The 20,749-nt window shown below is 73.0% G+C and carries 20 protein-coding genes and 3 pseudogenes; 12 read left to right on the top strand and 11 right to left on the bottom strand.

Annotated features, from left to right (window positions below; translation table 11 throughout):
• The first annotated feature begins 68 nt into the window (after positions 1-68).
• Positions 69-1,214, top strand: a complete 1,146-nt coding sequence (locus tag BLW82_RS09955) for a YihY/virulence factor BrkB family protein (RefSeq protein WP_093498441.1) — start codon at positions 69-71, stop codon at positions 1,212-1,214.
• A gap of 142 nt (positions 1,215-1,356) precedes the next feature.
• Positions 1,357-2,031: a helix-turn-helix transcriptional regulator gene (locus tag BLW82_RS09950; RefSeq protein ID WP_093498440.1), complete on the top strand. Its 675-nt coding sequence runs from the start codon at positions 1,357-1,359 to the stop codon at positions 2,029-2,031.
• On the opposite strand, the gene BLW82_RS09945 is transcribed toward BLW82_RS09950, so the two are convergent.
• Positions 2,017-2,415, bottom strand: coding sequence for a VOC family protein (locus BLW82_RS09945; RefSeq protein WP_093507971.1), 399 nt, complete (start codon positions 2,413-2,415; stop codon positions 2,017-2,019). The genes BLW82_RS09950 and BLW82_RS09945 overlap by 15 nt on opposite strands.
• Positions 2,416-2,647: 232 nt before the next feature.
• On the opposite strand from BLW82_RS09945, the gene BLW82_RS09940 reads away from it, so the two are divergent.
• The 4 genes from BLW82_RS09940 to BLW82_RS09925 all read left to right on the top strand — a co-directional run bounded on the left by BLW82_RS09940 (position 2,648) and on the right by BLW82_RS09925 (position 5,159).
• Positions 2,648-3,196, top strand: a complete 549-nt coding sequence (locus tag BLW82_RS09940; RefSeq protein WP_093498439.1) for a hypothetical protein — start codon at positions 2,648-2,650, stop codon at positions 3,194-3,196.
• 31 nt (positions 3,197-3,227) lie between these two features.
• Entirely contained in the window at positions 3,228-3,878 is a 651-nt protein-coding gene (locus BLW82_RS09935; protein ID WP_093498438.1) for a ThuA domain-containing protein, read from the top strand.
• Between the two features lie 160 nt (positions 3,879-4,038).
• Positions 4,039-4,905: an isocitrate lyase/PEP mutase family protein gene (locus BLW82_RS09930; protein ID WP_093498437.1), complete on the top strand. Its 867-nt coding sequence runs from the start codon at positions 4,039-4,041 to the stop codon at positions 4,903-4,905.
• The gene (locus tag BLW82_RS09925; RefSeq protein WP_177232899.1) at positions 4,902-5,159 is read left to right on the top strand and encodes a hypothetical protein; all 258 of its coding nucleotides are present in this window, start codon (positions 4,902-4,904) and stop codon (positions 5,157-5,159) included. Before BLW82_RS09930 ends, BLW82_RS09925 begins: the two co-directional genes overlap by 4 nt.
• A gap of 82 nt (positions 5,160-5,241) precedes the next feature.
• Here the strand turns inward: BLW82_RS09925 and BLW82_RS09920 are convergent, their stop codons facing one another.
• Both BLW82_RS09920 and BLW82_RS45325 read right to left on the bottom strand, forming a co-directional pair.
• On the bottom strand, positions 5,242-5,448 hold the full coding sequence (locus BLW82_RS09920; RefSeq protein ID WP_093498436.1) for a hypothetical protein: 207 nt from the start codon (positions 5,446-5,448) through the stop codon (positions 5,242-5,244).
• A 30-nt stretch (positions 5,449-5,478) separates the two neighbouring features.
• Positions 5,479-5,671, bottom strand: a pseudogene (locus BLW82_RS45325) (LacI family transcriptional regulator); the annotation flags it as partial.
• Between the two features lie 253 nt (positions 5,672-5,924).
• On the opposite strand from BLW82_RS45325, the gene BLW82_RS09915 reads away from it, so the two are divergent.
• Positions 5,925-7,475, top strand: a complete 1,551-nt coding sequence (locus tag BLW82_RS09915; protein WP_177232898.1) for a carboxylesterase/lipase family protein — start codon at positions 5,925-5,927, stop codon at positions 7,473-7,475.
• 132 nt (positions 7,476-7,607) lie between these two features.
• On the opposite strand, the gene mmuM is transcribed toward BLW82_RS09915, so the two are convergent.
• On the bottom strand, positions 7,608-8,525 hold the full coding sequence (gene mmuM / locus BLW82_RS09910; RefSeq protein WP_093498435.1) for a homocysteine S-methyltransferase: 918 nt from the start codon (positions 8,523-8,525) through the stop codon (positions 7,608-7,610).
• 121 nt (positions 8,526-8,646) lie between these two features.
• On the opposite strand from mmuM, the gene BLW82_RS09905 reads away from it, so the two are divergent.
• Together BLW82_RS09905 and BLW82_RS09900 are read left to right on the top strand one after the other, a co-directional pair.
• On the top strand, positions 8,647-9,480 hold the full coding sequence (locus BLW82_RS09905) for a PhzF family phenazine biosynthesis protein (protein ID WP_093498434.1): 834 nt from the start codon (positions 8,647-8,649) through the stop codon (positions 9,478-9,480).
• A gap of 397 nt (positions 9,481-9,877) precedes the next feature.
• The gene (locus BLW82_RS09900) at positions 9,878-11,287 is read left to right on the top strand and encodes an RICIN domain-containing protein (RefSeq protein ID WP_093498433.1); all 1,410 of its coding nucleotides are present in this window, start codon (positions 9,878-9,880) and stop codon (positions 11,285-11,287) included.
• Between the two features lie 12 nt (positions 11,288-11,299).
• Here BLW82_RS09900 and BLW82_RS43870 read toward each other — a convergent pair whose 3' ends face one another.
• The gene (locus tag BLW82_RS43870) at positions 11,300-11,497 is read right to left on the bottom strand and encodes a hypothetical protein (RefSeq protein ID WP_143063654.1); all 198 of its coding nucleotides are present in this window, start codon (positions 11,495-11,497) and stop codon (positions 11,300-11,302) included.
• 233 nt (positions 11,498-11,730) lie between these two features.
• Here BLW82_RS43870 and BLW82_RS45320 point away from each other — a divergent pair.
• Positions 11,731-12,021, top strand: a pseudogene (locus tag BLW82_RS45320) (carbohydrate esterase); the annotation flags it as partial.
• 143 nt (positions 12,022-12,164) lie between these two features.
• Positions 12,165-13,862 (top strand): DUF2264 domain-containing protein, encoded by a 1,698-nt coding sequence (locus BLW82_RS09890; protein ID WP_093498432.1) that lies wholly within the window; start codon positions 12,165-12,167, stop codon positions 13,860-13,862.
• Between the two features lie 53 nt (positions 13,863-13,915).
• Here the strand turns inward: BLW82_RS09890 and BLW82_RS46245 are convergent.
• From BLW82_RS46245 to BLW82_RS09860, 6 genes and pseudogenes are all read right to left on the bottom strand, one after another.
• Positions 13,916-14,155 (bottom strand): annotated as a pseudogene (locus tag BLW82_RS46245) (alpha/beta hydrolase); the annotation flags it as partial.
• Positions 14,156-14,169: 14 nt separating this feature from the next.
• On the bottom strand, positions 14,170-14,970 hold the full coding sequence (locus BLW82_RS09880) for an ABC transporter permease (protein WP_093498431.1): 801 nt from the start codon (positions 14,968-14,970) through the stop codon (positions 14,170-14,172).
• A gap of 5 nt (positions 14,971-14,975) precedes the next feature.
• Positions 14,976-15,779 carry an ABC transporter permease gene (locus BLW82_RS09875; protein WP_093498430.1) on the bottom strand — a complete coding sequence of 268 codons (804 nt, stop codon included), beginning with the start codon at positions 15,777-15,779 and terminating at the stop codon, positions 14,976-14,978.
• Between the two features lies 1 nt (position 15,780).
• Positions 15,781-16,782 (bottom strand): ABC transporter ATP-binding protein, encoded by a 1,002-nt coding sequence (locus tag BLW82_RS09870; protein ID WP_093498429.1) that lies wholly within the window; start codon positions 16,780-16,782, stop codon positions 15,781-15,783.
• Positions 16,783-16,984: 202 nt separating this feature from the next.
• Complete coding sequence (locus BLW82_RS09865; RefSeq protein WP_093498428.1) at positions 16,985-18,220, bottom strand: ROK family transcriptional regulator; 1,236 nt, start codon at positions 18,218-18,220, stop codon at positions 16,985-16,987.
• Between the two features lie 68 nt (positions 18,221-18,288).
• A complete protein-coding gene (locus tag BLW82_RS09860) occupies positions 18,289-19,542 on the bottom strand; it encodes an FAD-binding protein (protein ID WP_093498427.1) in 1,254 nt (417 codons plus the stop codon).
• 176 nt (positions 19,543-19,718) lie between these two features.
• Here BLW82_RS09860 and BLW82_RS09855 point away from each other — a divergent pair, with 176 nt between their 5' ends.
• The gene (locus BLW82_RS09855) at positions 19,719-20,726 is read left to right on the top strand and encodes a hydroxyacid dehydrogenase (RefSeq protein WP_093498426.1); all 1,008 of its coding nucleotides are present in this window, start codon (positions 19,719-19,721) and stop codon (positions 20,724-20,726) included.
• The last annotated feature ends 23 nt before the right edge of the window (positions 20,727-20,749 follow it).

The following is a 20,749-nucleotide window of genomic DNA, read 5'->3' as shown; positions in this document are numbered from 1 at the left end:
CACCGCGCCCGCCCCGGCCGGCGGCCCGCGAGGTGAGGAGGGCCCCGGACGGCGGATACCGTTAGGGCGTGCAGCCAGCAAGCGAAACCCCCGAGCGGCCCTCCGGCCGGCTCCACCGGGCCAGGGCCCTCTACCGGAACGTCTCCAAGCGCAGGACGGCCTGGCTGCTGCTCAAGGACACCGTCAATTCCTGCATGGAGTACCGCATCCTCGGCCTCGCCGCCGAGGCCGCCTTCTTCACCCTGCTGTCCGTCCCGCCGCTGCTGCTCAGCCTCATCGGACTGCTCGGCTACGTCGACGCCTGGACCGGCGCCGACACCATCGCCAGCCTGGAGAACAACCTGCTGGAGGCCTCCCGCACGGTCCTGTCCGACAAGGGCGTCAAGGAGATCGCCGAGCCGATCCTGCACGACGTGATGAGGGGCGGCCGCCCCGACGTCATCTCCATCGGCTTCCTGTTCGCCCTGTGGTCGGGCTCCCGCGCGGTGAACGTCTTCATCGACACGATCACCGTGATGTACGGCCTCGACGGCGTCCGGGGCATCGTGAAGACCCGGATCGTGTCCTTCCTGCTCTTCGTCGCGGCGCTGCTGATCGGCTCGGTCGCGCTCCCGCTGATGGTGGCCGGGCCGGACGCGGTGGTCGGGATCGTGCCCTGGTCGGAGACGCTCGTACAGGTCCTGTACTGGCCGGTCGTGATCGTCCTTTCCATCGTCTTCCTGACCACGCTCTACCACGTGTCCGTGCCGGTGCGCTCCCCGTGGATCGAGGACGTGCCCGGCGCCCTGGTCGCCCTGGCCATGTGGGTCCTCGGCAGCTTCCTGCTGCGCATCTACCTGACCAACACCATCGAGGGCGCGACGATCTACGGCTCCCTCGCCGCGTCCGTCGCCGTGCTGCTGTGGATCGGCGTCTCGGCCTTCGCCGTGCTGGTCGGCGCCGCCGTGAACGCCGCGATCGACCGGGTCTGGCCGGCCGCCGCGACGGCGGCGGCACGCGCCGCCAACGAGCGGCTGCGGGAGGCCCAGGTGGCCGAGTACGTGGCCCGCGCGACCGCGGCGGCCCGGGAGGCGGGGCCGGACGACCCCGACGACCCGGACATGCCGTCGGAGTTCCCGGAGCGGTGGTCCCGGTTCCTGCCGCCGGAGGACGTCACGGCGCGGTTGCGGGCGCATGTGAAGAGCACCCATCCGCCCCACAAGCCGGAGGCCTGAGGGCCGACGCCGGGTTCGGTTCGGGGGATCGCCTCGCCGGCGGCGTGCGGGCGCGTCGTGGTCGCCCGCGCAGTTCCTCCCCCGGCCTTCGGCCGGAGGTACCCCCAGCGCCCCCTGAAGAGGCGCGTCTACGCTGGCGTCCGTGTACAAGGAACGGGCGTCTCGGCTCCCCCGTGCGGTCGTCTGGGCGAACGCGCCCGGCGCGGGTGGCGCCGGGCGGGTGCTGCCCGACGGCTGTATGGATCTGCTCTGGCACGAAGGGCGGCTGCTGGTCGCCGGGCCCGATACACGTGCCTACGTCACCGGGGGCGGCGGAGGTGAGTGGGTGGGGCTGCGTTTCTACCCCGGTACCGCGCCCGCCCTCCTCGGCGTGCCCGCGTACGCGCTGCTCGATCAGCGGGTGGAGCTGAGTGACCTGTGGCCGGCCGCCGACGTGCGGCGGCTGCGGGACCGGGTCAAAGGGGCGGGCGATCCCGCCGCCGCGCTGGAGGAGATCGCCCTGGAACGGACCCGGCCCGCCGACCCGCCGTTGCGGCGGCTCGTCGAAGCCCTGGGCGCGGGGTGGTCCGTGGCGGCTGCCGCCGACGAACTCGGACTCGGCGCACGGCAGTTGCATCGGCGCAGTCGGGCCGCCTTCGGCTACGGGCCCAAGACGCTCGCCCGGGTGCTCCGGATGCAGCGGGCGCTCGCGCTCGCCAGGGCCGGGGTTCCGCTCGCGGAGACGGCGGTCCGGGCGGGGTACGCGGATCAGCCCCATCTGTCCCGGGAGGTACGGGAACTGGCGGGGCTGCCGTTGCGCCGGCTACTCGGCGGGTAGCGGCGCGAACAGGTCCACGCCGTTGCCGTCGGGGTCGTGCACGGTGGCGTACCGCTGGCCCCAGAACGCGTCCCAGGGCTTGAGCTCGCCGTGGTACCCGGCGCCGACCAGGTCGGCGTAGAGGGCGTCGACCCCGGCGGGCGAGTCGCAGCGGAAGGCGAGACCCACCCGGCCGCCGTCGGCCGGTGGGCGCCAGGCCGGGTGGAAGGAGCGGATCGTCGCCTCGGTGTCCAGGGCCAGGGTGAGCCCGCCGGGCAACTCGGCCTCGACGTGCGGCTGTTCCTCGGCACCGGGCGGGAACTCCAGGCCGAGGCGACGGTAGAAGGCGAGGGAGGCGGCCAGGTCGGAGGTGACGAGACCGATCACGGCGAATCGTGGAGTCATGCCGTCACCGTAGGCGGCTGCCACCGGCCGGTCTTGAAGGAATCGGACACGCGGTTCAGCAGAAGGCCACCGGACCGGACGGCCGGTGTCGCCGTCGGCCGGCCGCCACTCCGGCAACGTGCCGCCCCCCGGCCTTCGGCCGGGGCCGCCCCTTGCCGGTGCGGTACCGGTGGCTCCGGACGCGAGAAGAAAACCGGTCCCCCGTGGAACGCCTGTGCGGCACGATGGGGCCATGATCCGTGCCGTGCGCGTCCTGCCGCCCCTGCTCCTCGCCGCCGCCCTGCTCACCGGGTGCGGCACCGAGAAGGCGGGACCCGGCGCCTCCGGGGGTTCCGGCGCCCCCGCCGACCCGTCCGAACTGGCCTCCAGGGAAGCGGCGTTGGGGATGGCCCCGGAGATGGTCTACGTCACCGACGCACCGGGCTTCACCCTCGCCCAGCAGTCCGTCGGTGTCCAGGGCGACGACGGCTTCTCCGCCTCGTACGCCGACGACGACGGCGCCGTCATCCACCTCTACACCGACCACCTGCGCTACGCCGGGCAGCACAGGTACGAGGTGTCGGAGAAGGACTGCGTGGTGTGGCTGGAGGGCGAGGGCGGGGTCTCCGACGCGGTGCTGGGCAAGGCGCTGCGTGCCGTCCACCGCCCCACCGCCGCCGAACTCGACACCCTGCTGCCCACCCTCGACCCGGCCTTCACCGACGACCAGCCGGTGCAGCGCGGCGACCTGCCGAGCGACGGCGGGGCGCCCGACAACAGCGTGCCGACGCCGGGCCTTTGAGCCGGCCCCGGCCGTGGGCGATCATGCGGGCATGGCCCCTCGACTGCTCGTCCACACCCGCACCACCGGCTACCGGCACGACTCCATCCCCGACGCCCTCGCCGCCCTGCGGGAGTTCACCGGTGCCGACATCGACGCCACCGAGGACCCGGCCGCCCTCGAACGGCCCCTGGACGGGTACGCGGCCGTCGTCTTCCTCTCCACCAGCGGCGAGATCCTGACCCCGGCGGGGCGGGCGCGGCTCGCCGCCCACATCGAGGCCGGCGGCGGCTTCGCGGGCGTGCACGCGGCGGCCTGCACCGAGGACGACTGGCCGTACTACGGCGAACTCCTCGGCGCCCGCTTCGAGCGGCACCCGGCGTACCAGCCCGGCCGGGTGCTCGTCGAGGACCACGACCACCCCGCGACCCGGCACCTGCCCGCCGTCTGGGACTTCACCGACGAGTGGTACGACTTCCGCGACAACCCGCGCGGCCGGGTCCGGGTCCTGCTGCGCGCCGACGAGACGTCGTACGAGGGCGGCGGGATGGGGGAGGACCATCCGCTCGCCTGGTGCCGCGAGCAGGGGGCCGGACGGGTGTTCTACACCGCCCTCGGTCACGCCCCCGAGGCCTACCGGGATTCCGGCTTCCTGGCCCACCTGTACGGGGGTGTCGCCTGGGCCGCACGGCTGGTCCAGTGACGTTTCTCCGGTGAACCGGATCCGCCATTGGGGTGAGTAAAGGTCGCGCACGGAGATAGTCACGTGCGTATCTAGAGATGCTCTTGTCTTGGCAAAGGGCTGCAGAGACGCGGAGGCCGGTCGTGCCGACGCGCCACCCACCCACAGGAGGAGCCGGACCTTGACTTACGGGAAGAAGCTGCGCGAGCAGATCGCCGGGCCGGGGACCACCCCGCTGATCGGCGTGTACGACATGTACTCGGCGTCGATCGCGGCCAAACACTACGACGGGATGTTCGTCTCGGGCTTCGGCTTCGCCGCCTCGTACTACGGCCTGCCGGACATCGGGTTCATCGCCTGGCCCGACATGGTGGCCTTCGTCCAGCGACTGCGGGGCGCGTTCCCGCACCACCACCTCCTCGTCGACATCGACGACGGCTACGTCGACCCCGAGGTCGCGTGCCACGTCGTGGAGGGACTTGAGCGGATCGGCGCCTCCGGGGTGATCCTGGAGGACCAGAAGCGGCCGCGCCGCTGCGGGCACGCCGACGGCAAGCAGGTGCTGCCCCTGGAGGAGTACCTGGACAAGCTGGAGAAGGTCCTGGAGACCCGCCGGGACCTGGTCGTCGTGGCCCGCACGGACGCCACCGACGAGCACGACATCCTGCACCGCGCGGAGCGCCTCGCCGCCACCGACGCCGACGTGATCCTCGTCGACGGGGTGCGCAGCGAGGAGTGGATCCGCCGGATCCGCAAGGTCGTCGGCGACAAGCCGCTGCTCTTCAACCAGATCGCCGGCGGCAAGTCGCCCCGCCTCTCGCTCACCGAACTGGACGAACTCGGCGTCGACGTCGCGATCTACTCCACTCCCTGCCTGTTCGCCGCACACGAGGCGATGGACTCGGCGCTGAGCGAGCTGAAGTCCGCGGACGGCCGCCTGCCGTCGGTCGACGCGGCCGGCGGCGTGGGGGTCAAGGCGTCCACCACCCTGCTGGAGCGCAACATCGCCCGCGAACGGCTCGACGAGCCCGAGGGCGTGGGCGTGTGACGAACCCGGGGGTGCGGCTGCGGGCGGCCGCGGTGGTCGCCGCAGCCCTGCTGGGCGGGGCCGCGGCACCGGCCTGTGCGGGCGGGAGCCTGATCACCGTGCTCGACAACTCCCACGCGGACTCCATCCTCGAGGTGGACCGCACGGCCAACATCCAGGCCGGGAGAGGGACGGCCGGCAGCGACCACGACGGCAGCGCCGTGGACGCGATCCAGGCGCTGATGGGGGAGCCGCGGCAGAACGACGACGACTGAGCGGGCGCCCGGGCCCGACCGGCCGGTGGGGAACTGCGCGACCGTTGTGGCTGGTCGCGCAGTTCCTCCCCGGCCTTCGGCGTCAGTCCTCGGTCAGGTCCAGCCGGCCGTTCTCGTCCAGCTCCACGTCCTCCTTCGGGTCGTGCTCGTCGGTCGGGGTGGCGGCCACCGTGGCGTGGTGCTGGGCCGGGGCGACCGTCTGGGTCGTGGCCCGGGCGGTGCCCAGGGCCGTGGTCACGGCGGCCGCGGCCAGCACACAGGCCGCAGCGGTGCGCAGGGTGAGTTTCATGCCCCGGAAACGATCTTGATCAAGGGGTGGTCACCGTCGTACAGCCGAACGGGCCGCCGAGGCCGCCGTACTCGCCCGCACCACCAGTCCGGTCGGCAGCGGGGTCCGGGTGCCCTCCGGGCGGTCCCCGTGCATCGTCCGGGCCAGTCGTCGAAGCGACCGCACTCACATCGTCCGGCGCCCGCACCCCGCGCTCGGCCAGTGCCGCGTACACCCCGAGCGCAGGCGGCTATCCCGCGATCGGTGTGCGCGGACCACGCACTGGCCGGTTCTGCCGGGTCGGTGACGGCGAACGCTCCGCGTCACCGTCACCAGATTCGCATCACCCCCCGGCGTGAAGGCCGAAGCGCTTCGCGTGGATTCCGCTGGTCGCGCGTATTCGTCCGGCCGCCGTGCGCGCAGGAATACCGGGAGCACATGTGGTGCTCTTGTCGTGCCGACGTAGTGGCACGCGCGGCGGGAGGAGCTGGTGGCGGATGACGACGGACCGGACGGACCCCGTGGCCGGCACCCCGTACGGGGCGGTGCGCGGCAGGTGGGAACACGGAGTCGCGGTGTTCCGCGGCATCCCGTACGCCGCCCCGCCCTTCGGGGAGCACCGGTTCCGCCCGCCCGTGCCGCCCGAGCCCTGGGACGGCGTCCGGGACGCGGGCGCGTTCGGGCCGACGGCACCCAAACCGCCGTACTCGCCGGCGTTCGCGCGGTACCTGTCCGACCCGGTGATCCCCGGCGACGACTGCCTCAACCTCAACGTGTGGACCCCGGAGCCGGGCCCCGGCGCCCGGCTCCCGGTCCTGGTCTGGCTGCACGGCGGCGCGCTGACCAGGGGCTCCTCGGCCGTACCGGTGTACGACGGGCATGCGTTCGCCCGGGACGGGGTCGTCCTCGTCTCGGTGAACTACCGGCTGGGCGTGGAGGGCTACGGCCTGTTCCCCGACGTCCCGCCCAACCCCGGGCTGCGCGACCAGCTCGCCGCGCTGCGCTGGGTCCACGACACCATCGCGGCCTTCGGTGGCGACCCGGACCGGATCACCCTCTGCGGCCAGTCCGCCGGGGCCATCAGCACCGGCGCCCTGCTCGCCGCCCCCCAGACCCAGGGCCTGATCCGCCGGGCCGTCCTGCAGAGCGGCCCGCCCGAGGCCTCGGAACGGGACAAGGTACGGCGCATGGTCCGCCGGATGGCCAACCGGCTCAGGATCCCCGCGACCGCCCAGGCCTTCGCCGAGGTGGACCGCGGACTGCTGCTGCGCACCCAGGCCGAGGCGGGCCGGCTCAGCAGCCCCGTCCTCGGCGGCCCCGCCTTCGGGATCGTCGTCGACGGCGACCTCGTCCCGCGCGACCCGCTCCAGGCCCTCCTCGACGGCGGGGCGGCGCCCGGCGTCGACCTCCTGATGGGCTGGACCCGCGACGAGTACCGGCTCTGGCTGGTCCCCGGCGGCCTCGTCGACCACGTCGAGCGGCTCGGTCCGGTCGCCTTCGCCGGCGCCATGGCCCGCTGCCACGCCGGCCACGAGGTGCCGCGCGGCTACCGCACCCTGCATCCCGACGCCGGCCCCGCCGAGACCGTCGGCCAGATGGTCACCGACCACCTGCTCCGCCTCCCGCTGCACCGGCTGGCCGAGGCCCGCCCGGGCAGCTCCTACCTCTACGAGTTCGCCTGGCCCTCCAACCGGCCCGGCCTCGGCGCCTGCCACGCCCTGGAACTGGGCTTCGTCTTCGACACCGGGGAGGACCCCGACTCGGTCCGGCTGGCCGGCGAGGGCGCCCCGCAGGAGCTCGCCGACGCGATGCACGGCGCCTGGGTCCGGTTCGCCACCACCGGCGACCCCGGCTGGCAGCCCTGGGACGACACCCACCCGGTCCGTGTCCTCGGCGACGGCGAACCCCACACCGTGTCCGGCCCCCGGGACGCGGAGTTCGCCCTCTGGACCTCCGGCGCACCCGCGCCGCACCCCGAGCGAACCGCCGAACTCGGCCTGGCGGTACGCCGGCTGCGCCGCTCAGTCACCGCCGTACGCCGTCACTGAATCCGTACCACCACCCCGTGCGTGCCGAGCAGCAGGTGGTCGACGGGCACCAGCGCCCCCGCAGGGGCGCGGGGACCTGCGCGACCGGCCCAGAACGACCTGCAGCCGCACACCGGCAGAACCGCTACCGCCTCACACCACCCCCGCGATCCCGGCAATCGCCTCCGGCCCCACCCGACAGCACCCCCCGATCAACCGGGCCCCCGCCGCCCGCCACCCCGTCACCTGCTCGGTGTCGAACAACGACCGCCCCGTCCACGCCCGTGCCTCCGCGTCCCACACCTCACCGCTGTTGGGATAGACGACCACCGGTTTCCCCGTCACCCGCGCCGCCACCTCCACCGCACGGTCGGCATCCTGGGGCGCACAGCAGTTCACGCCCACGGCGATCACCTCGTCCACGTCGGCGGCCAGGGCGAAGGCCTCCTCCAGCGGCTGTCCCGCCCGCGTGAGCCCACCGGCCACGCTGTACGACAGCCAGGCCGGCACCCCCAGGCCGCGCACCGCCCGCAGCAACGCCGCCGCCTCGTCCGCGTCCGGCACGGTCTCCAGCGCCAGCACGTCCGGCCCCGCCCCGGCCAGCACCTCCAGGCGCGGCCGGTGGAACCGCTCCAGTTCCCCGACGCTCAGCCCGTACCGCCCCCGGTACTCGGAGCCGTCGGCCAGCATCGCCCCGTACGGCCCGACCGACGCGGCCACCCACAGCGGCCGTACGATCCCCTCCGCGCGCGCCCGCCGGACCGCGTCGCGCCCCAGCTCCACGCTCAGCGCGAGCAGCCGGGCGGCCTCCGCGTGCGGGATCCCGCGCTTGCCGAAGCCCTCGAACGTGGCCTGATAGCTGGCGGTGATCGCGACGTCGGCGCCGGCCCCGAAGTACGCGAGATGGGCGTCGCTGACCGCGTCGGGCCGGTCGGCCAGCAGCCGCGCCGACCACAACTCGTCGCTCAGGTCGTGCCCCGCGGACGCCAACTGGTTGGACATGCCACCGTCGAGCACGACCGTCCCGGCGGCGAGGGCGTCGGCGAGGCTGGGGGAGTTGTCGCTGGTCATGCCCCCGACGCTAGTCGACCCGGCACCGGAGCCGCCATGACGGGCGTCGCCCGACGGCAGCACGACGGCAGCACGACGGCAGCACGACGGCGCCACGGCGTCCGCCGCTACGCTCACTCCCGTGACCGTCACCATCGTCCGCGCCTGCCTGCGCGACGGCCGCGGGGGCAGCCCCACCGCGGTCCTGGACGACACACCGCTCACCGACGACGAGCGCCGCGAGGTACCCGTCCGTGCCGGAACGTCCCACGCCGTGTTCCTCTCGGCGGACCGGGACGGCGGCGGGGCCGCGCTGCGCTTCTTCACCGCCGAGGGCGAACTGCCCGGCTGCGGCCACGGCACGATCGCGGCGCTGGCCGTACTGGCCCGACGCGCCGGCACCCACGAGGTCACCCTGCGGACCCGGGGCGGCACCCTCGAAGGCCGGGCGATCCGGCACGACGGCAACGGCGGCCTGGCGGCCTGGTTTGCACCGGGCCCGGTCCGCCTGCGCGCCCCCGAGGGCGGCGAACACGACGAAGTACTGGCCGCCCTGGGCGTCGCCGGGCACCCTGCCGGCTGTGTCGTCGCCACCCTGGGACGGCCCCGGCTCCTCGTTCCGCTGCCCACCCGGGCCGCTGTCTCCGCCCTGGCCCCGGACCTCGACCGCCTCCGCACCGCCTGCGACCGGCTGGACCTGCTCGGCTGCTACCTCTACTCGGTCCCGACCTCCGAAGGCCGGGTGACGGCCCGCATGTTCGCCCCGTCGATCGGCGTCCCGGAGGACATCGCCAACGCCAACAGCACGGCCTGCCTGGCCGCCCACCTCGCCCGTGCGGGCCTGCGCGGCGTCACCGCCGACATGGGCGACACACTCGGCACCCCGGCGGCCATCAGGGCCACCGCACGCCACGGCCCGGACGGCCCGGAGATCCTCGTGGGCGGCACGGCGGAAATCACCCCGGCCCCGGCCTAGGCGGTCAGGCCGGGTGCCTTCTGCTCCCGCGGCGGCTGCTCAGGTCGGTGCCCGCGGCGGACATGTCTAGCGGCCAGGGCGATCCGGCCCACCACCGTCAACGGCCGCTCCTGCAAAGCCAGTTCGGGCGGAAGTGGCCGATCAGGCCCGTGCCCCGCCGCCTGCGAGGGCGCCGACGGCCGCCGCGGTGGTGGTGTGGAGATGGGTGCGCACCTGACCGGAGGCGGGGCCGCACTGCCGTGGACAACCGAAGACGCGCCCGCGACCCGCTCGTTCAGAAATCGCTTTCCCCCTTGTCGTGCCGGACCCGTTGACCTTCTCGTGACGCGCCCTTACCTTTTCGCCGATCTCAGAATCCCCCAGAACCCACCAGGAACAATCAAGGAGCGTGTGTGAGATGAGACGTGCGTGCGCGATCCTGCTGTCCCTCTGTCTGGCGGTGGTCGGCGCCCTGGCCGCCGCGGGACCGGCCGCGGCCGCCGCCCAGACCGTCACCAACGGCACCCGCTTCACCGACACCTCCGGGAACGTCGTCCACGCCCACGGCGGCGGGGTCATCAAGGTCGGCAGCTACTACTACTGGTTCGGCGAGGACCGCAACTCCGACAACACCTTCAAGTCGGTGGACGCCTACCGCTCCAACGACCTGAAGACCTGGGAGTTCCGGGGCCACGTCCTCACCCAGTCCTCCGCCGCCGAACTCGGCACCGCCTACATCGAGCGCCCAAAGGTCATCTACAACGCGTCCACCGGCGAGTTCGTGATGTGGATGCACAAGGAGAACGGCGTCGACTACAGCCAGGCCCGCGCCGCCGTCGCCGTCTCCGACACCGTCGACGGCACCTACACCTACCGGGGCAGCTTCCAGCCGCTCGGCCAGTACATGTCCCGCGACCTGACCACCTTCGTCGACACCGACGGCACCGCCTACATGGTCTCGGCCGCCAACGAGAACGCCGACCTGCACATCTACAAGCTCACCGCCGACTACACCGGCATCGCCGGCCTGGTCGCCAACCCCTGGGCCGGCGCCGGCCGCGAGGCCCCGGCCCTCTTCAAGCGGGGCGGCGTCTACTTCATGCTGACCTCGGCCGCCACCGGCTGGAACCCCAACCAGCAGAAGTACGCCACCGCCGGCTCGCTCGCCGGACCCTGGACCTCCTGGACCAACGTCGGCGACTCCACGGCGTACGGTTCCCAGACCGCGTACGTCCTCCCGGTGAGCGGCACTTCGGGCACCTCGTACCTCTACATGGGCGACCGCTGGGGCAACTCCTTCGGCGGCACGGTCAACGACTCCCGTTACGTCTGGCTGCCGTTGACCTTCCCGACCGACACCTCGATGTCGATGTCCTGGTATCCGGAGATCTCCGTCGACACGGCCGCCGGCACGGTCACCGGCACCAGCGCCACCTACGACACGCTGATCGCGCGGCACAGCGGCAAGTGCGCCGACGTGCCGAACCAGTCCCTCCGGGAGGCCGTCGCGATCAGCCAGTACACCTGCAACGGCGGCACCAACCAGAAGTGGTGGTTCAAGGACCTGGGCACCGGCTACTACGAGCTGCTGGGCCGCGGCAGCTCGCTCTGCCTCCAGGAGAACGACACGAACGTCACCCAGGAGGACTGCACCGGCGCCACCGCCCAGCAGTGGTCGGTCGTCACCTCCGGCTCGTACGTGAACATCAAGGCCCGGACGTCCGGTGAGTGCCTGGACGTGAGCGGCGTGTCCACCGCCAACTCGGCCGCCGTCATCACGTACGCGTGCAACGGCGGCACGAACCAGCAGTGGGCACGCGGAACGTGACGGTGCCTCGGCTCAGGCCGGCAGGTCGATCGCGTCGATCGACGTGCCGGCGCTGAGGAATGGCGTCGTCCCCGAGCCGCTCGCCACGTAGATCTTCAGCGTGCTGCAGGGGGCGGGCGCGTAGGTCCAGGAGCCCGGCTCGTCGTCGAGGAACAGGCCGGCCTTCACGCACACGTTGAATCGATTTCGCGAAAGTGCCTTCGTTTTCATGGAGTTGGCAGTTCATGGAAATCGATCCAGGGGCTGGAAAGCGCTTGTCAGATTGGGGTACGGTCCGCGCCAGGGTGTCGCCACGACGGAGGAGTCCCGGGTGAGACGTTTCAACGGTGCCCGCGCCATCGCGCTCCCCGCGGCCGTCCTCGCCGCCTGCGTCCGCCACGAGCATCGGCGGCGAGACCCGCCGCTCGCTCCTCCCCGAGACCGCCGTCGCACCTCTGGGTACCGTCCGGCCGGCGCACAACGACAAGACGGAGAAGGGCGGGCGGCCGGTGTCGGTCACACCCATCGTGTGCCGCTGGTTCGGTGCCGACGGCACGCCGAACAACGACACCGCGCTTCTGGTCAACGGGCTCGGCGTCAATCATCCTGAGGTGATCCGCTCGGTCGCCGCCGCCGAGGACGTGCCGCTGGTCGACCTCACGGCGACGACCAAGGCGCTGGTGGAGTCCCTCGGCGCGGAGGGCTCCAAGGCGCTGTACCTGCACGACGAGACGAAGCCGAACTGCTCGCCCAGCACCTGGTGTCCCGGGGCACCGTGCGGGCGGGATGAGCGCCTGGGGCGTCCCGACCGGAACCGGGGCGCCCCAGGTCTTGACGGCGCGAGGTCGGTACGAGGTCCGGTACGAACGAGATTCGGTACGAACGAGAAAGAGCCCCGATGCAGCTGCCTCCCGAGGACCGCGGCCCCAGCCCGCGCACCGGCTACACCCGCGCCCACTGGGAGGCCGCGGCCGACGTGCTGCTCGCCGCCGTCGAGCCGTACGCCACCCCGGACCGCGCCCTCTACCACCTCCCCGGCGACCACCAGAGCTGGTCGGGCCGGCTCTCCGACGGCCTGGAGGGCTACGCCCGCACCCTGCTCCTCGCCGCCTTCCGCCGGGACGAGACCGTGCTCCAGCGGTACGCGGACGGCCTCGCGGCCGGTGTGTCGGGCGTCTGGCCGCGCATCGAGGACCGCAGCCAGCCGCTGGTCGAGGCCGCCTCGATCGCCCTGGCCCTGCGCCTGACCCGCCCGCTGCTCTGGGACCGGCTCGACGACGCCGTACGGCAGCGCGCCGCGGCCTGGCTCGCCGACGCGCTGAACGCCGAACCCTGGCCCTGCAACTGGGAGTTGTTCCCGGTGACGGTCGGCGGCTTTCTGGCCGAGACCGGACACGAGCGGGAGGCCGCGCAGCGGGCCGTCGAGCGCGGGCTGGCCCGCATCGAGGACTGGTACGCCGGCGACGGCTGGTACACGGACGGCGACGGCCGCAAGTACGACTACTACAACGGCTGGGCGATGCACCTCTACCCGGTGCTGCACGCCTGGCTCGCCGACGACGAGAAGCTGCTCGACCTGTACGGCGGCCGCCTGGAACGCCATCTCGTCGACTACGCCCGCCTGTTCGGCGGCGACGGCGCCCCCATGCACCAGGGCCGCTCCCTGACGTACCGCTTCGCGGCCACCGCCCCGCTGTGGCTGGGCGCGCTCATCGGCCGTACGCCCCTGTCCCCCGGAGAGACCCGGCGGCTGGCCTCCGGAGCGCTGAAGTACTTCCTGGACCGGGGCGCGGTGGACGCCCACGGGCTCCTGACCCTCGGCTGGCACGGTCCCGACACCGCCGTCCTGCAGGGCTATTCGGGCCCGGCCTCCCCGTACTGGGCGAGCAAGGGCTTCCTCGGCCTGCTGCTCCCGCCGGACCACGCCGTGTGGACGGCCACCGAGGAACCGGGCCCGGTGGAGCGCACCGACGCGGTCACCCCGATCGCACCCGCCAACTGGCTGCTCCAGTCCACGCGTGCGGACGGGGTGATCCGCCTTCACAACCACGGCAGCGAGGACGTCCGCTACGACCCCTACTACACCCGGCTCGGCTACTCGACCGTCACCGCGCCCTCGGCGTCGTACGACAACAGCGTGCTCGTCGGCGACGACCCGAGCCGCACGCGGATCGAGCCGCTGGGCGTGGGGGAGGACTGGGCGGCCTCGCGGCATGCGGCCGGTGCGGGCGCCCGGGTGACCGCGGTCGTCCTCGTGCGCGGGGCCGTGGAGGTGCGGGCCTTCCTGGTGTCGGGGGCGGAACCCGGGACGTCCGTGCGGGCGACCGGGTGGGCGGCACCGGAAGGCCTGCGGTCCGAACTGCTGCCCGCCGTGGGCCTCGACGACACGTTGACCGGGGTCACGGGGGAGGGCCCGACCCTGTTCGTCGCCCTGAGCCGGCTCACCGGGGCGGTGGACGCCGAACCGCTGGAAGAGACGGTGACCGTCCGCGCCGAAGGGGAGCGGGAGCTGACCGTTCTGTGGAGCGGGGGCCCTGGGATCCGGATCCGGTGGCACGACTCCGGCGTGGACGTGCGGCACACCGCGGAGGGCTGAGCCGCGGTGGCCACGACGCCGATCCGCGGGCGGACGTCCCCCTGGTCCCGGTCGGTGCCGAGGGCGTTGCGCAGGAACGTCGTGGCCTGGTCGACGGCACCGCGGGCGGCCTCGGACTCGCTGAGCGAGTCGAACATCATGAAGTCGTGGACCGTGCCGTCGTAGCGCACCGTGGTCACCGGGACGTCGGCCGCCCGGAGCTTGGCGGCGTACGCGTCGCCCTCGTCGCGCAGCACGTCGGCCTCGTCGACGATCAGCAGAGCGGGCGGCAGGTCGGAGAGGTGCTCGGTGGTGGGCTGGTGCCGGGTCAGCCGTTCACCCCCGTGTAGTGCCCCAGCGCCCACCGCCACAGCCACCTCGACGCCAGGTACGCCAGCAGTCCGACCAGGGGCGAGCCCGCCGCCAGCCAGTAGGGGACGACGGCGGAGTGGCCGTGGCCGGTGAGGACCGCGGCAGGGAGGTAGGCGACGAAGGCCAGCGGAAGGCCGTAGGTGAGCAGTCCGCCGACCGCCCGGGGCAGCACGTTCAGCGGGTAGCTGCCGAAGGTGCCGAGGAGTTCCTCCAGCCAGCGGCTCCAGTAGTCGGCGGCCGGGTAGCGCAGCGAGGCACAGGCCACCACCGTGAACAGGGCCGCCTCCAGCAGCATCCCGCCCAGCACCGCCGCGATCAGGTAGGAGACGCGGCCCGCCGACCAGTCGAGGTGACTGCGGCCGAGCGCGCCCGCCATCAGACCGGCGGCCACCGTCAGGTCGCCGATCGCGTTGGTGGGGAAGTACTCCAGCTGCACCTGCCGGTGGACGGGCAGCGGACGCAGCAGGTAGGCGTCGATCCTGCCCTCCTGGATGTACCGGCCCACACCGTGCACCCGGCCCAGCAGCAGCACGAACAGACCGTGCGCCAGCATCCGCGTGGCCGGGATGAGCAGGACGTCCGAGCTGTCCCAGCCGCCCATCCCGGTGAACCGGGTGAGCAGCACCGTGGCGAACACGATCACCGACACCTGCCAGACCGCGCCGATCGCGATCATCATCAGGAACTCGGTGCGGTACTCCAGCTGCGCACGGAAGTTGAGGCGCGTGATGCGCCAGGCGATCCGGACGGCGTTCAACGGCCTCAGCCTCCCTGGGAGATGACACGGCGGGCGGCTCGCCGCCACACGAAACGGGTGAAGAGGTGCAGCGCCACGACCCAGCCGGCCTGGACGCCGAGCTGGAGACCGGCGTCCGACAACGGGATCCGGCCCACGTAGAGCGACAGCGGCACACTCAGCGTCGCCTGGAAGGGCAGGACGGAGCTGAGCGTGATGAACCAGTGCGGGAAGAACCACAGCGGGGCGTACACCCCGGACAGCAGGTTCTGCGCGAAGACCAGGATCAGCATCGCCGCGCTGTTGCGCAGCGTCCAGAAGCAGAACTGGTCGATGAGGAGCATGACGTAGTACAGGACCAGCTGACCGAGCAGCAGACTGAGCGCGGACACCGCGGCCACCGAGGCCGACCGCGGGGGATCCACCACTCCGGCCGCCAGACAGACCGCGTACCCCGCCGACGCCCAGGCCAGCCCGTACAGTTGCTCGCCGACCGCGCGCAGCGCGTGATAGCGCTGAGGCGGCAGCGGGCGCAGGTACCAGTAGACGATCGTGCCGAAGTGCATGTGCTGCATGACCGAGTCCCGGCCCGCGTACTGGTCCAGCTCCCGCAGCCGGGAGGCGAGCACGGCCAGCACCGCGTAGGTGACCGCCTGCCCGCGGTCCATGCCCGCCGTCGTACCCGACTGGGCGTACAGGCCCCGCCACAGCGAGGCGACCAGCACCACCTGCACGGTCAGCCGCAGCAGCACCCCGGTCATCCGGGGCGGGGTGTACAGCTCGCCGAGCGGGGTGACCCGGGCGGCGCGCCAGGCGTACAGGAGGGCCATCTCAGACCGCCTCGGCCTTCGCCTGCGCGTAGGCCGCCCGCATGACGTCCTCCAGGTCCGCCTCGTCCACCGCCACGCCGGTCACCTCGTACCGCTCGATGACCTGTTTCAGTGCCTCGTGGACCGTGGGCGCCGCGGCGCCGTCCGGGCCGAACACCACCTGCGGGCCCTCCCGGTGGAGCAGGGCGATGCCGGGCAGCGGGCCGACCGGGGTGTGCGCGTCGGCGAGGGTGGCCCGCACCTGCCAGGTCGAGCCGAACCGGCGGCGCATCTCGTCCAGGGTGCCGTCCAGCACCAGCCGCCCGTGGTTGACCAGCACCACCCGCTCGGCGAGCCGCTCGACCTCGGTCATGTCGTGCGTGGTGAGCAGGACGGTACGGCCGCGCTCGGCCACCTGGTAGCGCAGGAACTCGCGGACCTGCTCCTTCACCACCACGTCCATGCCGATGGTCGGCTCGTCCAGGAAGACGACCGGCGGGTCGTGCAGCAGGGCGGCGGCCAGGTCGCAGCGCACCCGCTGGCCGAGCGAGAGGTGCCGCACCCGGGTGTCCCAGAAGGCGGAGAGTTCGAGGAGGTCGTCGAACTCCCGCAGGCGTGCCGCGTGTTCGGCCTTCGGCACCTCGTAGATGTCCCGCAGGATCGCGAACGACTCCCGCACCGGCAGGTCCCACCACAGCTGGGTCCGCTGCCCGAACACCGCCCCGATGTTGCGGGCGTTGCGCTCCCGTTCCCGGTACGGCACCACGCCCGCGACCCGGGCCTCGCCGGCGGTCGGGGTGAGGATCCCGGTGAGCATCTTGATGGTGGTCGACTTGCCCGCGCCGTTCGGGCCGAGCAGGGCGAGGAGTTCGCCCGGGGCGACGTCGAAGGTGATCTCGGAGACCGCCTGCTTCTCGACGCGTTCGGGGTTGACCAGGGACCGCAGGGCGCCCGCGAAACCGGGGCGCCGGACGGTGGTGTGGAAGGTGCGGGACAGACCGCGGACCTCGATGGTTCCGGCCACGCTGGGTACTCCCTCGTTCCGTGCACGACGTACGGCCGGTCGGCTTGGGAGGCCGACCGGCCGCGGATACGCCACGACGGTCGCAGAGCGCCGAGTAGCCCGGCAATGGACTAATCGACGGGCGATGTGGACTAATCGATCACCTGGACGGCGGCGTCCACGGCCGGGCGGACCGGATCGACGGCCGGGAAGGCGGAGGCGGTCAGCGGGCGGCCGGCACGGTGCGGCCCGGCCGTCCGCCGTTGCGCAGGCCCACCGACCGCAGCGCGCCCTCCAGGGCGAACGTGGCCGCGCCGAGGCAGACCGGGTCGGTCGGGATGGGGGAGAGGACGATCTCGGTGGCGGCGAACGGCCGTCCGAGCGCGTGCCGCCGGACCGCCTCGCGCACCTCGGCCAGCAGCGGCTCGCCGAGTCCGCGGGCCACCCAGCTGCTGAGCACGACCAGTTCGGGGTTGAGCAGATTGACCAGGTTGGCGATCCCGGCGCCGATGTACCGGGCCGTGTCCCGTACGACCGCGACCGCGACCGGATCGCCGTCCGCCAGGCCCCGGGCCAGTGCGCCCACGGTGGCCGTCTGGTCGTCCGGGTGCAGCAGCGGGCTCTGCGGGCTCGCCTCCCGGAGGTTGAGCATGATGCCGGGGGCGCCCACGTACGTCTCGACGCAGCCGCGGTTGCCGCAGTGGCACGGGCGCCCGTCCAGCACGAGCGTCGTGTGGCCCCACTCCCCGGCGCTGTTGCTGACCCCCCGGTGCAGGCCGCCGCCGAGCGCGAGCCCGGCCCCGACCCCGGTGCCGAGGTTCACCACCACGGTGTCCCCGCGGCCCCGCGCCGCCCCGAACCACTGCTCGGCCACCGCGCAGGCCCGCAGCGGGTTGTCCAGGTGAATGGGGTAGGCGATGTGTTCGGCGAGCAGGTCGAGCAACGGCACGTCGTGCCAGTCCCAGTTGGGCGCGTACTCGGCGATGCCGGTGGCCCGGTCCACCTGACCCGGCACGCTCACCCCGACGCCCAGCACCCGCGCGCCCTCGATCCCGGCCTGCGCCACCACCGTGCCGACCGTGGCCGCCACCTGGCCCACCACCTGCTCCGGCCGGTTCTCGCCGGGGCGCATGTCCTCCTCGGCGCGGGCCAGCACGTTCAGGGCGAGGTCGAACAGCTCGACGTGCACGTACGTCTCGGCTATGTCGACGCCGATCAGCGCGCCCCCCGAGGCGTTGACCGCGACGAGTCCCCGGGGCCGGCCGCCCGCCGAGTCCTCGAAGCCGACCTCCGTGATCATCCGCAGCTCCAGCAGCTCCCCGACGAGGGTGGCGACCGTGGCCAGGCTCAGCCCGGTGACGGCCGCCAGCTCCTGCCGGGAGGTGGGAGACTCGGCGATGATGTGCCGCAGTACCTCGTAGCGGTTGGCGGTGCGGATGTCACGTGATGTGTGCTTCACGCGGGGCAACGCTATGGCCTGGGAAGCGCTTTCGACAAGGCATTACGCTAAGGGTTTGATTAAGTCGGTCAGCCCTGCAGGACCTCCGCCACGAAGGGGTTCGTGAACTTCCCGTCCGGGTCCAGGTCCCGGGCCAGGGCGCGGAACTCGCCGAGACGCGGATACCGTTCGCGCACGTCCGCCGCCGGGACGGCGAAGACCTTGCCCCAGTGCGGCCGCGGATCGAACGGCTCCAGCGCCTCCTCCAGCCGCCGCACCACGGGCAGTACGGCCGCCAGGTCGTCCACCCAGGTGAAGTGCAGGGCGACCGAGTCCCGGCCGTGGGCGGGGCTGAGCCACTGCGGATCGGCGGCGATCGTCCGCACCTCGCAGGTCTGCAGGACCGGGGAGATTGTGTGCCGGACCGCGTCCACGGCGTGCAGTGCGTCGAGGGCCGTCGTCCTCGGCAGCAGGTACTCGGACTGGAGCTCGTCCCCGCTGCTCGGCGTGAACTCCGCCCGGAAGTGCGGGAGCCGCTCGTGCCAGGGGCCCGGCACGCCGAACTGCTGGGTGCAGTTGCCGGCCGGCATCCCCGGCACCGGGTGCATCGCCTCGGTCGCGGGCGCGGCCCACTCGAACTCCGTGGCGGGCCGGTCGGTGCGCCGCTTCACCCACACCTGCCGGAAGCCCGGCGCCCGCCAGTCGGTGAACAGGCTGACGCTGTAGGCGGCGCCGGAGACGGCCGGGAAGTCCAGGCCGTCCAGGGGGAGTTCGGTGTACACAGTCTGCGCCATGTCGTATGCCGCCTCGAGGTCCAGGGTGAGCGCGGTGACGGCCCCCAGTGCCCCCAGCGAGGTCACCGCCCCCTCGAACCCGGCCTCCCCGCGCGCGATCCTCGCCGTCGAGCCGTCGGCGAGGACCAGCTCCACCTCCCGCACCGGCGCCGCGAGCGACCCGTTGGCCACCCCCGAGCCGTGGGTGCCGGTGGCGACCGAGCCGGCCACCGAGATGTGCGGCAGCGAGGCCATGTTGGGCAGCGCGAGGCCGTGCGCATGGACCGCGCGGGCCAGCTCGGCGTACCGCACCCCGCCCGCGACCCGGACCGTACGGGCCGCGGTGTCCACCTCGATCACCGGCGGCAGCCCGGCGAGCGAGACCAGCACGCCGTCCGGGCCCGGGTCGGCGATGCGGTTGAAGGAGTGCCCGCTGCCCAGCACCCGTACCCGCGCACTGCCGGCCACCAGCGACCGCAGCGCGTCGAGCGACTGCGGGCGGTGGAACTCCTTCGCGGTGTACGTGATGTTGCGTGCCCAGTTGGTGACCGTCTGTGCCGGATCCGTCATCTCTGCCGTCCCATCTCTGCCGTCCCGTCCCTGTCGTTCGCCGGAGAGTGCCGGCCGTCCTGTGGGCAGTGTCCGTCCCCGCCGGGCAGTGCCTGTCCATTGACCCTCTCATTGGCCGAGACCTACTGTAGAGACCGGTTGCTATCCGTGCGTCACCGAGGCGGAAGGTCACCTCCTTGCCCGAGCGTCTCCAGGCACTGTTCGCCATGACTGCCCAGAACATGCCGCACATCTTCCCGCCGGAGGTGCTCGCGCGGCTGTGCGAGCACGTAGAAATCGATCCCACTCTGGTGGCGCAGGACTTCACCGACCCCCGGGTACGGGAGACCCTCGCCCGCACCGAGGTCCTGGTCACCGGCTGGGGCTGCCCGGTCCTGGACGCGGCAGCCCTGGACGCGGCGCCGAAACTTCGGGCGGTGCTGCACGCGGCCGGCTCGGTCAAGGGCTTCACCACGCCCGAGGTGTGGCGGCGCGGCATCGTCGTCTCCTCGGCCGCGGCCGCCAACGCGCTGCCGGTCGCCGAGTACACCCTGGCGATGATCCTGCTCACCGGGAAGGACGTCTTCGCCTTCCGCGACCAGCTGCGCACCCGCCGCGCCTTCCCCTACGGCGGCATCGTCCCCGGCGTCGGCAACTTACACCGCAGGGTCGGCATCGTCGGCGCCTCCCGCATCGGCCGCCGCCTGATCGAACTCCTGCGCCCCCACGACCTGTCGGCCGCCCTCTCCGACCCCTATGTGGACGAGGCGGAGGCCGCCCGGCTCGGCGTCCCCCTGCTGCCCCTCGACGACCTGCTGCGCACCTCGGACGTCGTCACCGTGCACGCCCCCCAGACCCCGGAGACCCGGCACCTGCTCGGTGCCCGCGAACTCGCCCTGATGCCGGACGGATCGGTGCTGATCAACACCGCGCGCGGCTCCCTCGTCGACCACGACGCCCTCGTCGAGGAGCTGCGCACCGGCCGCCTGACCGCGATCCTCGACGTGACCGACCCGGAGCCGCTGCCCGCCGACTCCCCCCTCTTCGACCTCCCGAACGCCTTCCTCACCCCGCACCTGGCCGGCTCGCAGGGCAACGAGCTGGCACGGCTCGGCCGCACCGTCGTCGAGGAGGCCGGCCGGCTGCTCACCGGTGCCGGCCTCCGGCACGCCATCGACCACACGGCCCTGGAGCGGACCGCGTGACGGGCCGTCCGCCCGGCGTCCCC

This window comes from Streptomyces sp. Ag109_O5-10 (assembly GCF_900105755.1).
In the GTDB taxonomy this organism is placed as follows: Bacteria; Actinomycetota; Actinomycetes; order Streptomycetales; family Streptomycetaceae; genus Streptomyces.
This window is presented reverse-complemented; position numbering and strand designations above follow the sequence as displayed.

Bases quoted from the DNA above. Each gene is read 5' to 3' on its own strand.
- BLW82_RS09945 (WP_093507971.1), bottom strand. From the start codon at position 2,415: ATGACTCCACGATTCGCCGTGATCGGTCTCGTCACCTCCGACCTGGCC.
- BLW82_RS09940 (WP_093498439.1), top strand. From the start codon at position 2,648: ATGATCCGTGCCGTGCGCGTCCTGCCGCCCCTGCTCCTCGCCGCCGCC.
- BLW82_RS09935 (WP_093498438.1), top strand. From the start codon at position 3,228: ATGGCCCCTCGACTGCTCGTCCACACCCGCACCACCGGCTACCGGCAC.
- BLW82_RS09920 (WP_093498436.1), bottom strand. From the start codon at position 5,448: ATGAAACTCACCCTGCGCACCGCTGCGGCCTGTGTGCTGGCCGCGGCC.
- BLW82_RS09915 (WP_177232898.1), top strand. From the start codon at position 5,925: ATGACGACGGACCGGACGGACCCCGTGGCCGGCACCCCGTACGGGGCG.
- mmuM (WP_093498435.1), bottom strand. From the start codon at position 8,525: ATGACCAGCGACAACTCCCCCAGCCTCGCCGACGCCCTCGCCGCCGGG.
- BLW82_RS09900 (WP_093498433.1), top strand. From the start codon at position 9,878: ATGAGACGTGCGTGCGCGATCCTGCTGTCCCTCTGTCTGGCGGTGGTC.
- BLW82_RS43870 (WP_143063654.1), bottom strand. From the start codon at position 11,497: ATGAAAACGAAGGCACTTTCGCGAAATCGATTCAACGTGTGCGTGAAG.
- BLW82_RS09890 (WP_093498432.1), top strand. From the start codon at position 12,165: ATGCAGCTGCCTCCCGAGGACCGCGGCCCCAGCCCGCGCACCGGCTAC.
- BLW82_RS09875 (WP_093498430.1), bottom strand. From the start codon at position 15,779: ATGGCCCTCCTGTACGCCTGGCGCGCCGCCCGGGTCACCCCGCTCGGC.
- BLW82_RS09860 (WP_093498427.1), bottom strand. From the start codon at position 19,542: ATGACGGATCCGGCACAGACGGTCACCAACTGGGCACGCAACATCACG.